Below are 17,268 nucleotides of genomic sequence, written 5' to 3' on the forward strand. Positions count from 1 at the left end.
ATGAAGAAGCTGATCCTCGCCGCCGCCCTGCTCGCCCCGCTTGGCCTCGCCGCTCCGGCCCTGGCCGACGATGCCGCCGGTTTCATCGAGACCCCCTCGGTCACCACCTATGCACCGGCCCAGCCGCGCGAGTTCACGGCGCGCTACAGCCATGTCTCAGGTGCCGACCAGAGCCTGATCAACCGCGAAGCGGTGCCGTCCTCGGCCTTCTCGTCGTCCAACTGATTTTGGTCGACCCAAGCGCCGGCGCCCGTTTCGCCGACCGACCCGCCCACATTCCGGCCTGAAGCCTTCGTCGCCAGCCGGACCACCAAAAAGAGACCTGTCATGAAGAAGTTCATCCTTGCCGCCGCCCTGCTCGCCCCGCTTGGCCTCGTCGCTCCGGCCCTGGCCGATGACGCCGCCGGCTTCGTCGAAACCCCTGCCGTTTCGACCTATGCGCCGGTTCAGCCGCGCGAGTTCACCGCTCGCTTCGCCCAGAACGGCCAGGCGACGGGCAGCCTGATCAACCGCGAGGCGGTGCCGTCCTCGGCTTTCTCTTCGTCGAACTAACCTGACGTGCATGCCGGCGGCAGCCGGTCCTACCCAAGATCAACGCCGGGGCTCCTCCACCCCGGCGTTTTTCGTTGGCCATGGCGCATGGCCGCAGGCCGCTGCACTGTCCGCGCCAATGCAAATCTAAAGGGTTCGTTACCCTGGCGGCGATTGCGTTTTCCCATTCTTGTGATTGGCGCATCCCGGGCCCCGTATCCATTTGAAGAGCTGTTACGGCCGGTGCCCCATGCGCAGCCATCAACGCGGATGGGTCCCCTGACGCCGAGATCCATGACGCGCCTGGATTTTCGGCGGCTGCTTCGGAGCCGCGTCCAACCGCCAGCCCTGCGGCAATTGTGATCGTCTCGCTGTCATTATTTTGACAATAATTGCACAGGCGCATTCAGTTTGATTCATTGCCTGCGACATATGTGCATTTTCCCATTTTCGTGATTGGCATGTGACCAGACGGACGCCTATCTCCGCGCTGTCGACGGCGGAGACCTGCCGCCGATGCCAGAACAAACGTCCCGGATTTGGAGCGTCGCTCCCACCACCGGGATTTCAATGGAGACTGCCGTCATGAAGAAGCTCATCCTTGCCGCGACCCTGCTCGCGCCTTTCGCCGCCGCTGCTCCGGCTTTCGCTCAGCAGGACGCGGCCGGTTTCATCGAGACCCCGACGGTCACCGCCTCCGCACCGGTCCAGCCGCGCGAATTCGCCGGCCGCATTGCCCAGGGCAACCAGGCAGCAGGCACCCCGATCCATCGTGACGCGGTGCCGTCCTCGGCCTTCTCGTCGTCGAACTGATTTCGATCTCACCGACCTGACCTTTGTGCCGGCGCGCGCCGGCCGGTCGAGACCACGCCGGGGCTCCACCCCGGCGTATCTCATGGCGCCCGACCGCGGTGGCCATGACGTGTGATCATGCAATGCATTCTCGAATGTCATTACGCAGGTTTGCTCAGGCGCAAAACATCTGAACGCCAAAATTTCGAATCATCGCTGGATTTCCGAGACCCCGGCAACCCGGGCACACCCAAGCTGTCGCCGCGCCTGAATGGTTCGAGCCGCCGAAACAGACGGAATCGGAGCGGTTCCGATAAAAAATTGACCAATTTTCGTCGATTTCGCCGCAGCACGATCGCTCGGCGCGGTGACGCACCACGCTTCCCCTGACCTTCGGCGGGCGGAGCGCGGCAATTGTAAAGATTGCGACAATGCACTTTGAAATGAATTGAAACGTTCTGTAATGTGCATTTTCTCAATTTTGTGATTGGCAATTTCGACCGGGGTCACCTATCTAGGAAATGTCGACGGCGGACACCTCCTGCCGACACAGAAACAAATGTCCCGGGCTTGGCGTGTCCCTCCCCACCGGGATTTCGATTGGATGACCGTTATGAAGAAGCTGATCCTCGCCGCGACCCTGCTCGCGCCTTTCGCCGTCGCCGCTCCCGCTCTTGCCCAGGACGCCGCCGGTTTCATCGAGACCCCGTCGGTCACGACCTATGCACCGACCCAGCCGCGTGAATTCACGGCGCGTCCGGGCCGCATGACGGGTGCCGACCAGAGCCTGATCAATCGCGAAGCGGTGCCGTCCTCGGCCTTCTCCTCGTCGAATTGATCCCTGGCGGCGCCAGGCCGCCTCACACCGCTCCGGTTCAGTGCGCTTGCCGCCAATCCGGACATTCCAATGGAGACCATCATGAAGAAGTTCATTCTCGCTGCCGCTCTGCTTGCCCCCTTCGCCGCCGCTCCGGCTTTCGCTCAAGGGGCGGGCGACGCCGCCGGTTTCATCGAGACCCCGGCCGTCACCACCTATGCGCCGGTCCAGCCGCGCGAGTTCTCCTCGCATCGCAGCCTCGGCGGCCAGTCGGTCGGCGTGAGCAACGCCGAGCGCAATCAGATCCAGCGCGAAGTGGTGCCGTCCTCGGCCTTCTCGTCGTCGAACTGACCTCGGCGGCCGTTGCCGCCGATCCCAGACCAAGCCCGCCGGCCTGAGAGCGTTTCAACGCCCGCCGGACCATCCAATGGAGACCATCATGAAGAAGTTCATCCTCGCCGCCGCCCTGCTCGCCCCTCTGGCCGCCGCCCCGGCTTTCGCCCAGGGTTCGGGCGATGCCGCCGGCTTCATCGAGACCCCGGCCGTCACCACCTATGCGCCGGTCCAGCCGCGCGAGTTCTCCTCGCATCGCAACCTCGGCGGCCAGTCCGTCGGCGTGAGCAATGCCGAGCGCAATCAGATCCAGCGCGAAGTGGTGCCGTCCTCGGCCTTCTCGTCGTCGAACTGACTTTTGGTCGAACCGAATTCAGTGCATGCCGGCATTCGCCGGCTCGTCCAAGACCAACGCCGGGGCCTCACCCCGGCGTTTTCTTTTGGGCCGCGGCGAAAGCGGAATCGCGGCGACGCTCTTGCGCGCGGGGCGCGGCATTGCTAGGCCGATGCCGGTCATGGGCCGGCATAGCTCAGTTGGTAGAGCAACCGCCTTGTAAGCGGTAGGTCGCGAGTTCGAGTCCCGCTGCCGGCACCAGTCCCCTTGGTTTTGGACGTCATGGTCGACAATGGCCATCGCCCGGTCCGTCCGGCGGCGACGCCGCCCTGCAAGCCGTTCACGATGGCGTGACCTTCCCGAGCGGCGGCGGGCCTTTCGCCAAGCTTTTTCGCAGGTTAGCGTCGCGCGGCAAAACAATTGCCGCCCCGCGACCGAGAGACGCCAAGATGACACAGATCACCCGCCGTCACGCCCTGGCCGCCGCCGCGGCCGCTGCCGCCGCTCCCGCCATCGGATCCTCAGCCATGATCAGCTCCGCCCAAGCACAGACCGCCGCTCCGGCCCAGGCGCCGGGCTTCTACCGCTACAAGGTCGGCGACATCACGGTGACCGCGATCAATGACGGCTTCGCGCTCCGGCCGCTCGAGGGCTTCGTTCGCAATGCGCCGCTGGCCGACGTGCAGGACGCCATGCGCAAGTCGTTCCTGCCGACCGACGCGTTCCAGAACACCTTCACCACGCTGGTGGTGCAGACCGGCGGCAAGCTGGTGCTGATCGATACCGGCAACGGCGATTCGGGCGCGCCGACCAGCGGCGCCTGGATGCGCAATTTCCGCGCCGCCGGTTTCGATCCGGCGCAGGTCAATGCGGTCGTCATCAGCCATTTCCATGGCGACCACATCAACGGGCTCAGGCTGAAGGACGGCACGGCGGTGTTCGCCAATGCCGAGATCAGCGTGCCGGCGCCGGAATGGGATTTCTGGATGTCGGACGAGCGCATGGGCCAGGCGCCCGACGGCATGCGCGGCGGCTTCCAGAACGCGCGCCGGGTGTTCCAGCCGATCGCCGCGCAGGTGAAGCGGTTCACGCCGGGCGCCGAGGTGGCGCCAGGGGTGACCTCGTTCGCCGCGCACGGCCATTCGCCCGGCCACACCATTTTCGGCATCGCCTCGGGCAATGCCAAATTCACCTTCGTCGCCGACATCACCAGCCACCCGGCGCTGTTCGTGCGCAATCCCGACTGGTCGGCGGTGTTCGACCAGGATGCCGACATGGCGCGGGCGACGCGCCGGCGCGTGCTCGACATGGTCGCGACCGAGCGCACCCAGGTGCATTTCTATCACGCCCCCTTCCCCGCCACGGGCTTCATCGCCAAGGACGGCAACGGCTTCCAGTTCGTGCCGGTGCAGTGGAGCCAGTCGGTCTGACCGTTTGGCGCGACCGAAAAGCCCGTCCCGGCCGACAGGCCGGGGCGGGTCGCCTGTTTTCGGTGGAACGCCTTGCTTCCGTCGATTGACAAAATGCCGACGAGTCCGCCTCCTGGCCGGACTCGCGACGGCGGCCATCGCGCAAGCAATGGCCACGGGAATGCGGTGCGTACCGGATCGACGAAAACGGGCCTCCCGGCTCGTCATGGCGATCCGGTGCAAATCCGCAGCTGCCCCCGCAACTGTGAGCGGCGAGCCGGTTCCTGAATGCCACTGACGGCCGTTATCGGCCCTCGGGAAGGCGGAGCCCCGGCGACGACCCGCAAGCCAGGAGACCGGCCGGCGCGACGTCACTGTCCGGGCGTGCGGGATGGCGCGCGCGGGGAGCGGGTATCCGCTTTTTCGGTGACACCTGATGTCGCGGGAGCCGATCGGCTCGTCTTCGAGGCTTGAAGCTTCCGCGATCCCGTGTCCCTCCCGCGGAGATCCGCCATGGCGCAACGCCCGATTCTCAGCCTCGGTTTTTCGGCCCTGATTCTGTCCCTGCCCGGCTGGAGCGCGGCGCGCGCCCAGCAAGCGGCCCAGCCCCCGACCATCCTGCCCGACATCCTGGTCTATGGTGCCAGCACCGTGCCGGTCGAAGCGCCACGCGTCGGTTCGGCGGTCACCGTGATCACCGCCGACGACATCCGCAACCAGGGCGCCCAGGCGCTGCCCGACATATTGCGGCTGGTGCCGGGCGTGGCGATCAGCCAGAGCGGCAGCCGCGGCGGCCTGACCCAGGTGCGCATTCGCGGCGCCGAGGCCAATCACACCCTGGTGGTGGTCGACGGCGTGCCCATCAACGACGTCAACAATGGCGACAGCGACCTGGCCAACCTGCCGGTCGACAATATCGAGCGTGTCGAGGTCGTCAGAGGCCCGCAATCCGGCATCTGGGGCCCGAATGCCCAGTCCGGTGTCGTCCTGATCACCACCAAATCCGGACGCGGGCTGGCCCGGCCGGAGCTCACCGCCCGGCTCGAAGGCGGCTCGTTCGGCACGTTGCAAGGCTCGGTCTCGGCGCGTGGCGCGCAGGGACCGTTCTACGGCGCCCTGTCGGTGTCCGGCCTGCGCTCCGGCGGTTTCGTCGTCGCCCCCGGCACGACGCGGCCGAACGGTTCCGAGATGGGCTCGTTCAGCGCCAAGCTGGGCGTCGACCCGACCGACTGGTTCAATCTCGAGGGCACGCTCCGGATGGTCAGCCGGACCGGCTTCTACAATCCGGCCAACAGCGCCTTCGGCGATCCCAATTATGGCTTCCTGGCCAATGGCGTCGGGCGCGCCACGGCCAATGATTTCCAGGGCCGGATCGTCGGAACGGTCAGCCTGCTGGACGGGCGCTGGATCCAGAAGCTCTCGGCCGACACCTCGCGGCAAAGCACCAATGCCGCGGACAGCTATATCAGCGCGTTCAGCACGCTGGAGCGCCAGGCCTTCTGGTCGCAGACCGAGCGCAGCCGGGCGGAATATCGCTCGGCCTATACGTTCGAGACGCCGGGCTTTTTCGGTGCCCGGCATACCCTCGTCGGCGGCGCCGAGATCGTCCGCGAGCGCTTCCGCTACTATTACGAAAGCGACGGCATGTTCGGGTTCTACAGCAATCCCGGTTTCGCGGGCGCCGGCCAGAACCGCGAGCGCAAAGGCCTCTACGGCGAATATCTCCTGAGCCTGGCGACCGGCTTCTCGCTGTCGACGGCCATGCGCCAGGACTGGAACTCGTCCTTCCGCAACGCCACCACCTGGCGCCTGACGGCGGCCCAGACCTTCGACACCGGCACCAAGCTGCACGCTTCCCTCGGCAAGGGCGTGACCAACCCGACCTTCATCGAGCAGTTCGGCTTCACCAACACCTTTGTCGGCAATCCCAACCTGCGGCCCGAACAGTCGCTCGGCTGGGACGCCGGTATCGAGCAGCGCTGGTTCGGCGACAGGCTGGTCACCGACATCACCTATTTCCGGGCCAATCTGCAGAACGAGATCGTCGGATCCGGAATCACCGTCGAAAACCTGCCATTCGCGACATCGCGCCAAGGCCTGGAGGCATCGGTTACCGCACGGCCGCTCGACTGGCTGCGGATCACCGGCTCCTACACCTATACCGACACGCGTTCGGCCGAGAACACCTTCTCGGGCTATGTGTTCAAAGAGGCGGTGCGCCGGCCGAAACATGCCGCCAGCCTGTCGGCCGTCGCCTCCTTCGCTGAAGATCGCGGCAAGTTCACCGTGACGCTTGCCCATAACGGCACAATGCGCGACCGCTTCTTCGGACCGCTCGGGACGAGCGACGTCTATCTGAGGCCCTATACCTTGCTCGGCGCGCAGCTTTCCTACGACGTGACCAAGAATGCCACCGCCTATATCCGGGGCGAGAACATTTTCGGCCAGCGCTACCAGGACGTCTACGGCTACAATGCCGGCGGCGCGGCGGTCTATGCGGGCCTGCGCGTGCGCCTGGGCGACTGATCCGGGCGGATCTGCACCTGCATACAGTCGACAGTGGCGCCCGTTTCGGCCAGTCTGCCGATGCCATGATCGCGCGGCCAACAGCGCGCCGCCCATTCGCCTATCGGAGGAAACACATGTCGCAGAAGATTGCCGTCGTCACCGGAGCCGGTTCCGGCATCGGGCGCGCCTCGGCGCTGGGGCTCGCCGCTGCCGGCTATGCCGTCGTGGCGGCCGGCCGCCGCCAGGAGGAGCTGGAGAAGACCGTCGCGGCGGCGACCGGCGGCCCGGTCGTCGCGGTGCCGACCGATGTGGCGGACGAGGCCTCGGTCGCCGCCCTGTTCAAGGCGGTCAAGGACCGGTTCGGCCGGATCGACGTCTTGTTCAACAATGCCGGCATGGGCGCGCCCGCGATCCCCATGGATCAGCTGACCGTCGCCCAGTGGAAACAGGTGGTCGACGTCAATCTGACCGGCTCGTTCCTGTGCGCCCAGGAAGCCATGCGGCTGATGCGCGCCCAGTCGCCGAAGGGTGGCCGGATCATCAATAACGGCTCGATCTCGGCCTATGCGCCGAGGCCCTATTCGGCGCCCTATACGGCGACCAAACACGCCATCCTCGGGCTCACCAAGGCGATTTCGCTGGATGGCCGGGCCGACCGCATCGTCTGCTCGCAGGTCGATGTCGGCAATGCCGCGACCGAAATGACCGAGCGCATGACCAATGGCGTGCTGCAGGCGGATTTCTCGGTGAAGGTCGAGCCGCGCATGAACGTCAAGCATGTCGCGGAGGCCGTCGTCCACATCGCCAACCTGCCGCTGGACGTCAACATCCTGACCATGACCGTGATGGCGAACGACATGCCCTTCGTCGGCCGCGGCTGACCGGGCACACGAACCGTGTCGGGATCGGCGCCGCGACGCGGCGCCGATGGCCTGCCATGATCTCGACAAGGCATGCGCCGCGCGTATAGACGAGATTGACATCTGGCGTTGCTAAGCTGCCCTTGCGCCAGCCCCCTCCTCTGCATGACGGCCGCCATGTCGGACCAAGGTCCCGAGCCACACAAGATCGCCTTCGTCGCCTCGCCGGCGCCGGAAGCACAGGCCGCCTTCGCCAGCCTGTCCCAGCGCTATGGCTCGGTCCCGCCCGACGAAGCCGCGGTGATCGTCGCGCTCGGCGGCGATGGCCTCATGCTGCAGACGCTGCACCGGTTCATTTCCACGGGAAAGCCGATCTACGGCATGAACCGCGGCTCGGTCGGCTTCCTGATGAACGAATATGTCGAGGACGGGCTGGTCGAGCGGCTGCTCGCGGCCGAGCGCTCGGTCATCCATCCGCTGGCCATGACCACCATCGACATTCATGGCGAACGCCATGATGCGCTCGCCATCAACGATGTGGCGCTGCTCCGGCAAACCTCGCAGATCGCCAAGCTGCGCATCCTGGTCGACGGGCAGTTGCGCATGGACGAGCTGGCGGGTGATGGTGTCCTGGTGGCGACGCCGGCCGGCTCGACCGCCTATAATCTCTCCGCCAACGGTCCGATCCTGCCGCTGAACACCAATCTCCTGGCACTGACCCCGATTTCGCCCTTTCGCCCCAGGCGCTGGCGCGGTGCGCTGCTGCCCGACCGGGTGGCGGTGCGCATCGAGGTGATGGAGCCGACGCGGCGGCCGGTCAGCGCCACCGCCGACAATGACGAGGTGCGCGAGGTGGCGAGCGTCGATATCGCCATGGACCGGTCGCGCAGCATGGTGCTGCTCCACGATCCCGGTCATTCGCTCGACGAGCGGATCCTGCGCGAGCAGTTCGGCGCATAGCCGGGTGCCATATCCGGCGCGAGGCGGTCAGCCTTAACGCTTCGTTGAGCGGCACGGGCTAAATTCGCCGGCGATGATCCGCATCGACTTCAACCGTCTGCGATTCCTGGTGATTGACGATAACGCGCATATGCGCCGGATCGTCAGAACCCTGCTGCACGGCTTCGGCGCCCGCGAGGTCTACGAGGCCGAGGACGGCGCCGCCGGCCTCGAGGGTTTCACCCATTACATGCCCGACATCGTCATCACCGACTGGTCGATGCCGATCTTCGACGGGCTCGAGCTGACCAGCATGATCCGCCAGCCGGGGGCCAACGCCAATCCCTACGTGGCGATCATCATGCTGACCGGCCATTCGGAAAAGAAACGCGTGCTGGAATCGCGCGATGCCGGGGTTACCGAGTTCCTGGCCAAGCCGATCTCGGCCAAGGCACTCTACCAGCGCATCCTGAACGTGGTGGTGAACCCGAGGCCCTTCATCAAGACCAAGACCTTTTTCGGCCCCGACCGGCGGCGCAACCACAGTTCCAGCTATGTCGGGCCGGAACGCCGCAAGAGCGACAAGACCGAGACCATCCGGGTCCAGCCCTTGCTGGACAAGACCAAAAGTTCGGTGTGACGGACAGATCCATGAAAAAGCGCAAAGAGACCAAGTTGGACGAGGCTAGCGTCAAGAGCTTCGGCGACTACGAGGTCATCGTGCCCAAGCACAACCTGCGCACCTATGTTCACAAGGTCGAGGGGCCGGATGACGGTTTCGGCGGCATCGATCCCGAGGCGATCGAGCGCGCCGAGGCGGCTCTCGCCGAGCTGTCGTCGGAATTCGACGGCTGGATGGACAAGGAAGTGGCGCGCCTGACCAGCGCGCGCGACGCGGCCGCAAGCCAGGGCCTGGACGCCGCGACCCGCGCCGAGCTGTTTTCGGCCGCCCATGACATCAAGGGCGAGGCCGCGACCTTCGGCTATCCGCTCGCGGCGCGCGTCGCCGACAGCCTGTCGCTGTTGCTGCAGGCGGTGGAGGATCCCAGGAACCTGCCCTGGGCGCTCGCCAACCAGCATGTCGACGCGATCCGCGCCATCGTGCGCGAGGAGGCCAAGGGGCTCGATCACCCTGTCGCCTCCGAACTGGTCGATCAACTGGTGGCGGTGACCACCGAGAAGCTGATCGAGATCACAGGGGCGCCGCCGCTGGTTCCGTGAGCGACCGTTTGAGAGCTCGTTCCAGGCGGTTCGCCGCCGCTCGTCATCCCCCGGCCTGGCCCGGGGATCTGCGCATTCAAAACAGAACAAGTCGTGGATGGCCGGGACAAGCCCGGCCAAGACGACGCGAGGCCTCGCCGGAACGCGTTCTCAAACGGGTTCCGAGGTGATTCAGCATCGGGGCGTGATATCGCCTCGAATTGAAGCGGTCGAGCGGTTCAGCACAAGTGTTCGCCGTCCTTCGATGCTCGCTTCAGCCCCCGCCCCGCTCAAGCCGCGGCGGCGAGCGGGAATGTCAGGTCGTCGTCGTCAACGGCATCGCGGCCGGCGATCAGGTCCTCGGTGAAGGCCCGCGCCTCGTCGCGCGCCGCTTCCGCCGCGAAACGCCGCAACAACGCCAGCAGCTGATCGAGATCGCCGGCAGCCATGGGGGCATAGGCGGTCAGCACGCGTTCCACCATGCGCCGGCGCAATTGCGCGTCGCCGCCCCGCCCGGCGCTGCCCGCGCCGTCGGCGTGCCAGGCGTCGAGGGCCGCGCTGAAGGCCGGATAGGCGGAGGCCGGCAGGCCGGCCTTCTCATAAAGCGCACGGAAACCGGCACCGCGGCGATCGCCGACGAGGCCCGCGACCCTGCGGGCGCTGAGCCCCGACAATTCGGCCAGCGCCTCCTCGAACAGGCCGATATGACCCGACAGCAAGGCGCGCAGCACCAGCCCGGTGGTCAACTGGCCGGAGCGGCGCAGATGCCGGGCGAGCGGGCGCAAGGCGTCGCAGCGGGCCGAGGCCGCGATCACCACCGTGGCCTTCTCGGCGGCCTCCTTGACGACACGGCCGGCACGCTCCTTGCCGAGCCAGGCCCGGTCCGAGACGAAGATCGACAAGGCCTCCGACAATTTGACCACCAGCGCCTGGCGGGCGCCGGCGGAAAGGTCGGCCCGGCGGAACAGGGCTTCGCGCATCTCGGCGTCGTCACCGAAGCGCTCGATGATCCGGTCGATCGAGAAGGCCGGGACATCGGCCCCGTCGAGCGACACCACAGCCAGGCAAGCCTCCAGGCAGCCGACCTCGGCGATGGCGGCGGCCACGGGGGCCGGCACATCGAGGCGGCGGGCGACGGCATATTGCACCAGCGGCTCGCCGGTGCCGACCAGGTCGACCAGCTCGGCATCGAGCAGCAGCGGCGAATGACGGGCGACGATCGCCGCGATGTCGGGCTGGTCCTGAAGCAGGCCCGCCAGCACGCTGTGCGGCGCGTCCTCGGCGCCGGCGAGCGCATCGGCCAGCGCGCGGCGCACCAGCGGCGAGGGATCGTCGAGCAGGACGATCATCGCGGCTTCGGCGGCGGCACGGTCGCCGGCGGACAGGTCGGAATGAAGATAGGCGCGCGCCAGGGCCGATGTCGCATCGGCCCGGTCGCCGGCCGGGGCGGTCTGGATCCATCGGAGGAAATGACGGACGATCATGGGAAGCGCCTGCACAGCCGAGGGCCCGACGCCCCCGCAAGATCAGGCTAGCGCGCCGCCGCTTAACAAAGCGTTCACTATGAAATTTAACGCTTTTTCCGGCCTGACGCGCGGGCTCAGCGACGGTCGCCCTGACGCCGGAACTGGCTGAGATCGAGCGGCCCGCCGCGGTTCGCCGGCTCGGTACGAACCGGCACATAGGGGCCGCCGACAGGGCCGCGCGGGTGGGCCGGCGCAACCACCGAAAGCGGTGTCGGCGCAATGCTGGCGGCTGCAGTGGTGGTCTGGGCCAGAGCGGTCGCGGCGGTCACGGTTTCGCGGGTCGAGGGACCGCGGCCGAGCGACGACCAGGTGGCCGAGACGAAGGCGTTGATCGGGCCGGCGCCGGTGGCGAACATCGAATGGAACGGCCGGTTGGGGTTGGCGTTCATGCGCGGCACGGCCGACCAGGAGCCGTTATCCGATTCGGCCTCCTGGGCCGGCGCGGCGCTGGCGGCGGCCTGCTGAACCGGTGCGACGGGCGGCGTGCCGGCAACCGCGGTCGCCTGCCCGGACGCGAGCAGCGAATAGACCTCGGCGACAGTGCGCGGCCGGCCATTGTCGAAGAAGATCCGGCGGTTGGCGCCGGCGGCATCCGGAAAGGCGCGCGCGGCGGTCGCCTGCGGATTGCTGGCGTTCAGGCTGATCAGCCGTGACGCGCCGCCCGAGCCGAGGAAATGCGCCATATAGAGTTCGCCTTCGGTCGGATTGCGACCGATGGCCGAGCGAAGATCGGCGGCATTGCGGTTGGTGAAAGCGCCGGCCATCAGCGCAGCCACCTGCGGATCGTCGCGCAGCGCCAGGATCTGCTGGCGCATGGCGGGATCGGCGACCACCGGCTGGCCGGTGCTGGTCGAACCGATCTGGGAGGCGTAGCGTTCCAGGCCGAGCTTGCGGCCCTCGTCGCGCATCATGGTCAGCCAGGTCGTGTCGATGAACTGGTACAGGCCGCGGGCGCTCGAGGTCGGCGCCTGCGCCGCGGGCTGCAGGCTCGATTCGCGTTGCGCCGTGCGCAGCAGGTAATCGAAGCCGGCGCCGGTGGCCTGGGCCGCCGACTGAATGGCCGACACCACGCGATTCACCCCGGCTTCCGTCGCATTGGTCGGACGGCTCTGCGGTTCGGCAGGTGAACGGAAGAGAAACATGGCGGCAGCGCTCCGGAGGCGATACCTCCAGCTTCGATCCTGGTCGATTATGGTAAATGAAATCCTAACTTCCCTCCCCGAGATGGCGCAGCTCCCATGACCTCCACCGTTCTGATAACCGATGCCCAACGCCATCCGCGCGGCGGCATCTATTTCGACGATTTCGTTGTCGGCCAGTTGGTCAAGCACCGCTTCACCCGCTCGGTGACGCAAATGGACAATGTGCTGTTCTCCAACATGACGATGAACCCGCAGCCGCTGCATATCGACCGGCAATTCTCAGCCGATTCGGAATGGGGCAAGCCGCTGATGAACTCGCTGTTCACGCTCGGCCTGATGATCGGCATTTCCGTGCCCGACACCACCAACGGCACGCTGTTCGCCAATCTCGGCATGACCGATGTGAAGTTCCCGCACCCGCTGTTCGAGGATGACACGATCCATTGCGAGAGCGAGGTGGTGGCCAAGCGCGAATCGAAGTCGCGGCCGACCATGGGGGTGATCGAGTTCCATCACCGTGCCTTCAACCAGAACGACAAGCTGGTGGCGGAATGCCTGCGCCAGTCGCTCGTCCTCAAGCGTCCGGCCTGAACCATGCGCTCCATGCTGTTCGTGCCCGCCGATTCGGAGAAGAAGCTCGGCAAGGGCCTGGAAAGCGGCGCCGACGCGCTGATCCTGGATCTCGAGGATTCGGTCGCCGCCGCCAACAAGCCGCTGGCGCGCGCCACCGCCCGCGCCTTCCTCTCCGCCCATGCCGGAACCAAGGACCGGCCGCTGCTGATGGTGCGGGTCAATGCGCTCGATACCGGGCTGACCGATGCCGACCTGGAGGCGGTGGTCGGTGCGCGGCCTGACGCGGTCATGCTGCCGAAGGCCGAGCGCGGTGCCGACGCCACGCATCTGGACGCCAAGCTGACCGCGCTCGAGGCCATCCACGGCATCGAGGAAGGCATGATCAAGATCGTCGTGGTGGCGACCGAGACGGCCAAGGCGGTGTTCAACCTCGGCAGCTATCAGGATGCCAGTGCGCGGCTGACCGGCCTCACCTGGGGCGCCGAGGACCTCTCCGCCGACATCGGTGCGGAGACCAACCGGGCCGTGGACGGCCGGCACACCGAGCCGTTCCGCCTCGCCCGCTCGCTTTGCCTGTTCGGCGCGGTGGCGGCCGGCGCCCAGCCGATCGACACGGTGTTTCCGGCGTTCCGCGACAGCGAGGGCCTGCGGCTGGAATGCGAGGAAGCGCGGCGCGACGGCTTCACGGCCAAGATGGCGATCCATCCGGCGCAGGTGCCCGTCATCAACGCGGTGTTCACCCCGACGGCCCAGGCGATCGCCGAGGCCCAGGCTATCATCGACGCCTTCGCGGCCCAGCCGGATGCCGGTGTGGTCAATATCGGTGGCGAGATGTTCGACCGACCGCATCTGACGCGGGCCGAGCGGCTGATCGCGCGGAGCAAGGGCTGAGGGGCTGGCGGCCGTTCCGCGCGTACGGCCTGCCGGATTCTCACCGCGTCTTGGCGGATCAGGGGTATAAGTGGATGGCCGGGACGAGCCCGGCCAAGATGGTGGTGGGCAATCGCCTCCCGTGATCAGACGGCGCGGGAATATTGGCCTGGCGGCTGCCCGACATGCCGGCTGAACGCCGTGCTGAACGTGCTTGCCGAGCCATAACCGACCCGCCGCGCCACCTCGTCGAGGGCGATCGTCCTGTTGCGGAGCAGGTCCTTCGCAACCGCCATGCGCCAGGCGAGCAGATATTCCATGGGCCGGAGCCCGACCAGACGGGTAAACCTGTCGAAAAAGGCCGATCGGGACATCCCTGCCCGTCCGGCAAGGTCCGCCACGGTCCAGGAACGCTCGGGATCGTCGTGCATCTGCCGCAGCGCCACGGCGACGCGCGCGTCGGCCAGCCCGCGCAGCAGCCCGGCCGGCGCGTCCTTGCCTCGAATGGCCCGCAGCGATTCGATCAGCAGGACCTCGACGAGACGCGCCAGCACGAGATCGCGGCCGACGCTCTGCCGGCTCGCCTCCTCGCCGACGAGGCGCACCAGCACGGACAGCCGCGGGATGCCGCGGATGTGAACCATGGCCGGCAAGAGCGATACCAGCAGCGCCGCGTCGGGCGAATCGAAAGCGAAATAGCCACCGAACAGCCGGACGTCCGGAGGGCCGTCGGGCCGACCATGACGGACCTCGTCGGTTGGCGCCGGTGCGGCCTTCGGATCGATATGTTTCGGGGGCGCTGGCTGGAAGCCGGACATGGTGAAGGCGGGCGTCGCCGGCAGCAGAACGAAGTCGCCCTCCTCGAGATCGATCGGATCCTCGCCGTCGACGGCCAGGCGGCACCCGCCTTCGATGACCGCGCAGAAGCCCGGCTGCCCGAATTCGGAATAGCGCACCGCCCAGGGGCCGGCGCCGCTGATGCCTTTCGAGAACACGGCGCGCGGCCGCAAGAGGTCGATGACCTGGGTGAGCGGGTCGGTCATTTTCGGACTATCACCAATTAATACTGGACGGATGATCGATGATAGTCCGGATTGTGCGGGGTATTTCAAGGGCGTCAACCCGCCAACGAAAGCCCCTCCCATGAAGACCGCTCTGATCACCGGCTGCTCCTCCGGCTACGGCCTGGAAACCGCCCGTCATTTCCATTCGCAGGGATGGACCGTGATCGCCACCATGCGAACGCTTCGCGACGACCTCCTGCCCCGGTCCGAGCGCCTTCGCCTGCTGCCGCTCGATGTCACCAGGCCCGAGAGCATCGCGGCGGCCCTCGCGGCCAGCGGGCCGATCGACGTGCTGGTCAACAATGCCGGCATCGGTGTCGTCGGCGCTTTCGAGGCGACGCCGATGGCGCATATCCGAAAGGTGTTCGAGACCAACACCTTCGGCGTGATGGCGATGACCCAGGCGGTGATCCCGCAGTTCCGCGCCCGCAGATCCGGCGTGGTGGTCAATGTGACCTCCAGCGTGACGCTGGCGCCGATGCCGCTGGCGGCCGCCTATACCGCCAGCAAGATGGCGATCGAGGGGTTCACCGGGTCGCTCGCCCATGAGCTCGGGGCTTTCGACGTCCGGGCCAAGCTGGTCGAGCCCGGCTACGCCCCGACCACGCGCTTCGCGCAGAATACCGACGTGAACATCGAAGACCTGATCCCGGAGGCTTATGCCTCCTTCGCCCAGCCGATCTTCGCCGCCTTCGCCAAGCCGGCTTTGGTGACCACGGAAACCGATGTCGCGGAAGCGGTGTGGCGGGCCGCCAACGACATGTCGGGCCAGCTGCGTTTTCCGGCGGGAGCCGACGCCGTGGCCCTGGCTCAGGCACATTGAGGATTGCCGGCGCCCGGCGGCTCACCTGCGCAACCAAGGCCATGCGTGGATGGCCGGGACAAGCCCGGCCAAGACGAATGGGGCGGTGATGCCGGACGCGTGGCTTGCGCCCGGCCCTGCCCGCCTCAGCGCTTGCGTTCGTTGAAATTGCCGCCGCCGGGCGGGCGGGTCATCTTGAACATCTGGTCGGGGCCGACCTGGAAATATTGGTCGTAGCCGGCGCGCATGATCGGCCGCATGGCGCCGGTGTCGACGATGCCGTCACGAATGAAGGCGTCGTCGATATAGATGCCGACCACCTGCCCGATGATCAGGAAATAGTTGGTGACGCCCTCCAGCGAGGTCAGCGGCACGGTCTGAAGATATTTGCATTCGAGCGCGGCCGGCGAGGCCTTGACCCGAGGCGGCTTGACGAATTGCGAGGGAGCGGCTTCGAGGCCGGCGAAAGCCATCTCGTCCTCGCCGCGCGGCAGCGGTGCCGAGGTGCGGTTCATTTCCTCGCGCAGGTCGAAGGTCGACAGCGAGCAGGTGAATTCACCGGTTTCCTCGATGAAGGCGCGCGCATCCTTCATGCCGCCGCCGCCGAAGGCGACCATGTGCGGCTTGTCGGAAATGGCGTTGAAGAACGAATAAGGCGAGCAATTGACCCGGCCGTCCTTGTCGAGCGCGGTGATCCAGCCGATCGGACGCGGTGCGACGACGGCCTTGAACGGGTCGTAAGGCAGGCCGTGATCGGCGGCGGTGACGTTGTAATGCATGAGATCAGCCTTCGAAATGCGTGGTGATGCTGGCCATGTCGGGCCGCACCCGGTCCTCGGCCTTGCCGGTCGGGGTGCCGATATGGACGAAACCAACGATCTTTTCGGACGCCGCCAGGCCCAGCCGGTCGAGCACGCGCCGGTCATAGGCCGGCCATTCGGTGACCCAATTGCCGCCGAAGCCATGGGCCGCCGCGGCATGGAGCAGGTTCAGGCCGACCGCGCCCGCCGACAGAAGCTGCTCCCATTCCGGGATCTTCACATGCGGACCGGCGCGCGAGACGATGGCGACGCAGACCGGCGCGCGGCTGAAGCGGGCGGCATCCGCCTCCAGCTTCTTGCCGTCGGCTGCGGGATCGTCGGCCTTGGCGAGTTCGACCAGCCAGGCGCCGAGCCGGGCGCCTGCGGCACGGTCGATGACGATGAAGCGCCAGGGCGCGAGCTTGCCGTGATCGGGAACCCGGGCGGCGATGGCGAGCATGGCGTTCAGCGTCGCGGCATCCGGTCCGGGCTCGGCCATCAGCGGAAACGGCACGGAGCGGCGGGTCTTCAAGTGGTCGATCAGGTCTGGTGATACCGGCATGATGGCTGTCCTCACGGTCCTGGCTCAACTAGGTTGGATCCGTGGCCGCGCCAAGTCCTTTCGCGCGATTTGGGGGTTTATCAGCCTTGTCCCTTGGCTTGTCCGGCCAGGCCGGCGAGCTTTCCCTTGCCTGCGCGGCGGATGCGCAGCAAAAAGGCCATAATCGCCGGTGAATGGTTCGCCGGTCCCCTCAACCTCCCGAAACC

General features: G+C 66.8%; 20 protein-coding genes, 1 tRNA gene and 1 riboswitch. Of the genes, 16 read left to right on the forward strand and 5 right to left on the reverse strand.

All coding sequences use genetic code 11. The features are described from left to right. The 13 genes from AC07WJ_RS18700 to AC07WJ_RS18760 all read left to right on the forward strand — a co-directional run bounded on the left by AC07WJ_RS18700 (position 1) and on the right by AC07WJ_RS18760 (position 9,744). Complete coding sequence (locus tag AC07WJ_RS18700; RefSeq protein ID WP_494936123.1) at positions 1 to 225, forward strand: hypothetical protein; 225 nt, start codon at positions 1 to 3, stop codon at positions 223 to 225. Positions 226 to 327: 102 nt separating this feature from the next. Further along, positions 328 to 552 (forward strand): hypothetical protein, encoded by a 225-nt coding sequence (locus tag AC07WJ_RS18705; RefSeq protein ID WP_494936124.1) that lies wholly within the window; start codon positions 328 to 330, stop codon positions 550 to 552. A gap of 564 nt (positions 553 to 1,116) precedes the next feature. Beyond that, positions 1,117 to 1,344 carry a hypothetical protein gene (locus AC07WJ_RS18710; RefSeq protein WP_494936125.1) on the forward strand — a complete coding sequence of 76 codons (228 nt, stop codon included), beginning with the start codon at positions 1,117 to 1,119 and terminating at the stop codon, positions 1,342 to 1,344. Between the two features lie 583 nt (positions 1,345 to 1,927). Continuing rightward, a complete protein-coding gene (locus AC07WJ_RS18715; protein ID WP_494936126.1) occupies positions 1,928 to 2,161 on the forward strand; it encodes a hypothetical protein in 234 nt (77 codons plus the stop codon). Between the two features lie 81 nt (positions 2,162 to 2,242). Beyond that, positions 2,243 to 2,491 (forward strand): hypothetical protein, encoded by a 249-nt coding sequence (locus AC07WJ_RS18720; protein ID WP_494936127.1) that lies wholly within the window; start codon positions 2,243 to 2,245, stop codon positions 2,489 to 2,491. Positions 2,492 to 2,579: 88 nt separating this feature from the next. Beyond that, a complete protein-coding gene (locus AC07WJ_RS18725) occupies positions 2,580 to 2,828 on the forward strand; it encodes a hypothetical protein (protein WP_494936128.1) in 249 nt (82 codons plus the stop codon). A gap of 164 nt (positions 2,829 to 2,992) precedes the next feature. Beyond that, a tRNA-Thr gene (locus AC07WJ_RS18730) sits at positions 2,993 to 3,068 on the forward strand. A gap of 188 nt (positions 3,069 to 3,256) precedes the next feature. Then, positions 3,257 to 4,237 (forward strand): MBL fold metallo-hydrolase, encoded by a 981-nt coding sequence (locus tag AC07WJ_RS18735; RefSeq protein ID WP_494936129.1) that lies wholly within the window; start codon positions 3,257 to 3,259, stop codon positions 4,235 to 4,237. 111 nt (positions 4,238 to 4,348) lie between these two features. Continuing rightward, positions 4,349 to 4,595, forward strand: a riboswitch (cobalamin riboswitch). 134 nt (positions 4,596 to 4,729) lie between these two features. Then, entirely contained in the window at positions 4,730 to 6,742 is a 2,013-nt protein-coding gene (locus tag AC07WJ_RS18740) for a TonB-dependent receptor plug domain-containing protein (protein WP_494936130.1), read from the forward strand. 116 nt (positions 6,743 to 6,858) lie between these two features. Beyond that, a complete protein-coding gene (locus AC07WJ_RS18745; protein ID WP_494936131.1) occupies positions 6,859 to 7,605 on the forward strand; it encodes an SDR family oxidoreductase in 747 nt (248 codons plus the stop codon). A gap of 156 nt (positions 7,606 to 7,761) precedes the next feature. Then, positions 7,762 to 8,544, forward strand: a complete 783-nt coding sequence (locus AC07WJ_RS18750; RefSeq protein WP_494936132.1) for an NAD kinase — start codon at positions 7,762 to 7,764, stop codon at positions 8,542 to 8,544. 73 nt (positions 8,545 to 8,617) lie between these two features. Then, positions 8,618 to 9,163 carry a response regulator gene (locus AC07WJ_RS18755; protein WP_494936133.1) on the forward strand — a complete coding sequence of 182 codons (546 nt, stop codon included), beginning with the start codon at positions 8,618 to 8,620 and terminating at the stop codon, positions 9,161 to 9,163. Between the two features lie 11 nt (positions 9,164 to 9,174). Further along, positions 9,175 to 9,744: an Hpt domain-containing protein gene (locus AC07WJ_RS18760; protein ID WP_494936134.1), complete on the forward strand. Its 570-nt coding sequence runs from the start codon at positions 9,175 to 9,177 to the stop codon at positions 9,742 to 9,744. A gap of 269 nt (positions 9,745 to 10,013) precedes the next feature. Here AC07WJ_RS18760 and AC07WJ_RS18765 read toward each other — a convergent pair whose 3' ends face one another. Then, entirely contained in the window at positions 10,014 to 11,207 is a 1,194-nt protein-coding gene (locus tag AC07WJ_RS18765; protein WP_494936135.1) for a DUF2336 domain-containing protein, read from the reverse strand. A gap of 116 nt (positions 11,208 to 11,323) precedes the next feature. Further along, positions 11,324 to 12,391, reverse strand: a complete 1,068-nt coding sequence (locus AC07WJ_RS18770; protein ID WP_494936136.1) for a lytic transglycosylase domain-containing protein — start codon at positions 12,389 to 12,391, stop codon at positions 11,324 to 11,326. Positions 12,392 to 12,487: 96 nt separating this feature from the next. Between AC07WJ_RS18770 and AC07WJ_RS18775 the strand changes: the two genes are divergently transcribed. Both AC07WJ_RS18775 and AC07WJ_RS18780 read left to right on the forward strand, forming a co-directional pair. Then, the gene (locus AC07WJ_RS18775) at positions 12,488 to 12,982 is read left to right on the forward strand and encodes a MaoC family dehydratase (RefSeq protein WP_494936137.1); all 495 of its coding nucleotides are present in this window, start codon (positions 12,488 to 12,490) and stop codon (positions 12,980 to 12,982) included. Between the two features lie 12 nt (positions 12,983 to 12,994). Then, a complete protein-coding gene (locus tag AC07WJ_RS18780) occupies positions 12,995 to 13,855 on the forward strand; it encodes an HpcH/HpaI aldolase/citrate lyase family protein (protein ID WP_494936138.1) in 861 nt (286 codons plus the stop codon). A gap of 125 nt (positions 13,856 to 13,980) precedes the next feature. On the opposite strand, the gene AC07WJ_RS18785 is transcribed toward AC07WJ_RS18780, so the two are convergent. Next, positions 13,981 to 14,877: an AraC family transcriptional regulator gene (locus AC07WJ_RS18785; protein WP_494936256.1), complete on the reverse strand. Its 897-nt coding sequence runs from the start codon at positions 14,875 to 14,877 to the stop codon at positions 13,981 to 13,983. 100 nt (positions 14,878 to 14,977) lie between these two features. Between AC07WJ_RS18785 and AC07WJ_RS18790 the strand changes: the two genes are divergently transcribed. Next, positions 14,978 to 15,721 (forward strand): SDR family oxidoreductase, encoded by a 744-nt coding sequence (locus tag AC07WJ_RS18790; protein ID WP_494936139.1) that lies wholly within the window; start codon positions 14,978 to 14,980, stop codon positions 15,719 to 15,721. A 125-nt stretch (positions 15,722 to 15,846) separates the two neighbouring features. On the opposite strand, the gene AC07WJ_RS18795 is transcribed toward AC07WJ_RS18790, so the two are convergent. Both AC07WJ_RS18795 and AC07WJ_RS18800 read right to left on the reverse strand, forming a co-directional pair. After that, positions 15,847 to 16,479 (reverse strand): flavin reductase family protein, encoded by a 633-nt coding sequence (locus AC07WJ_RS18795; RefSeq protein ID WP_494936140.1) that lies wholly within the window; start codon positions 16,477 to 16,479, stop codon positions 15,847 to 15,849. Positions 16,480 to 16,483: 4 nt separating this feature from the next. Next, a complete protein-coding gene (locus tag AC07WJ_RS18800; RefSeq protein WP_494936141.1) occupies positions 16,484 to 17,062 on the reverse strand; it encodes a nitroreductase family protein in 579 nt (192 codons plus the stop codon). Positions 17,063 to 17,268: the final 206 nt, after the last annotated feature.

This window comes from Phreatobacter sp. GW821-FHT04C01 (assembly GCF_059420385.1).

Bases quoted from the DNA above. Each gene is read 5' to 3' on its own strand.
- AC07WJ_RS18765 (WP_494936135.1), bottom strand. From the start codon at position 11,207: ATGATCGTCCGTCATTTCCTCCGATGGATCCAGACCGCCCCGGCCGGC.
- AC07WJ_RS18720 (WP_494936127.1), top strand. From the start codon at position 2,243: ATGAAGAAGTTCATTCTCGCTGCCGCTCTGCTTGCCCCCTTCGCCGCC.
- AC07WJ_RS18775 (WP_494936137.1), top strand. From the start codon at position 12,488: ATGACCTCCACCGTTCTGATAACCGATGCCCAACGCCATCCGCGCGGC.
- AC07WJ_RS18705 (WP_494936124.1), top strand. From the start codon at position 328: ATGAAGAAGTTCATCCTTGCCGCCGCCCTGCTCGCCCCGCTTGGCCTC.
- AC07WJ_RS18800 (WP_494936141.1), bottom strand. From the start codon at position 17,062: ATGCCGGTATCACCAGACCTGATCGACCACTTGAAGACCCGCCGCTCC.
- AC07WJ_RS18790 (WP_494936139.1), top strand. From the start codon at position 14,978: ATGAAGACCGCTCTGATCACCGGCTGCTCCTCCGGCTACGGCCTGGAA.
- AC07WJ_RS18755 (WP_494936133.1), top strand. From the start codon at position 8,618: ATGATCCGCATCGACTTCAACCGTCTGCGATTCCTGGTGATTGACGAT.
- AC07WJ_RS18745 (WP_494936131.1), top strand. From the start codon at position 6,859: ATGTCGCAGAAGATTGCCGTCGTCACCGGAGCCGGTTCCGGCATCGGG.
- AC07WJ_RS18750 (WP_494936132.1), top strand. From the start codon at position 7,762: ATGTCGGACCAAGGTCCCGAGCCACACAAGATCGCCTTCGTCGCCTCG.
- AC07WJ_RS18710 (WP_494936125.1), top strand. From the start codon at position 1,117: ATGAAGAAGCTCATCCTTGCCGCGACCCTGCTCGCGCCTTTCGCCGCC.
- AC07WJ_RS18715 (WP_494936126.1), top strand. From the start codon at position 1,928: ATGACCGTTATGAAGAAGCTGATCCTCGCCGCGACCCTGCTCGCGCCT.
- AC07WJ_RS18760 (WP_494936134.1), top strand. From the start codon at position 9,175: ATGAAAAAGCGCAAAGAGACCAAGTTGGACGAGGCTAGCGTCAAGAGC.
- AC07WJ_RS18740 (WP_494936130.1), top strand. From the start codon at position 4,730: ATGGCGCAACGCCCGATTCTCAGCCTCGGTTTTTCGGCCCTGATTCTG.
- AC07WJ_RS18700 (WP_494936123.1), top strand. From the start codon at position 1: ATGAAGAAGCTGATCCTCGCCGCCGCCCTGCTCGCCCCGCTTGGCCTC.
- AC07WJ_RS18785 (WP_494936256.1), bottom strand. From the start codon at position 14,877: ATGACCGACCCGCTCACCCAGGTCATCGACCTCTTGCGGCCGCGCGCC.
- AC07WJ_RS18770 (WP_494936136.1), bottom strand. From the start codon at position 12,391: ATGTTTCTCTTCCGTTCACCTGCCGAACCGCAGAGCCGTCCGACCAAT.
- AC07WJ_RS18735 (WP_494936129.1), top strand. From the start codon at position 3,257: ATGACACAGATCACCCGCCGTCACGCCCTGGCCGCCGCCGCGGCCGCT.
- AC07WJ_RS18725 (WP_494936128.1), top strand. From the start codon at position 2,580: ATGAAGAAGTTCATCCTCGCCGCCGCCCTGCTCGCCCCTCTGGCCGCC.
- AC07WJ_RS18780 (WP_494936138.1), top strand. From the start codon at position 12,995: ATGCTGTTCGTGCCCGCCGATTCGGAGAAGAAGCTCGGCAAGGGCCTG.
- AC07WJ_RS18795 (WP_494936140.1), bottom strand. From the start codon at position 16,479: ATGCATTACAACGTCACCGCCGCCGATCACGGCCTGCCTTACGACCCG.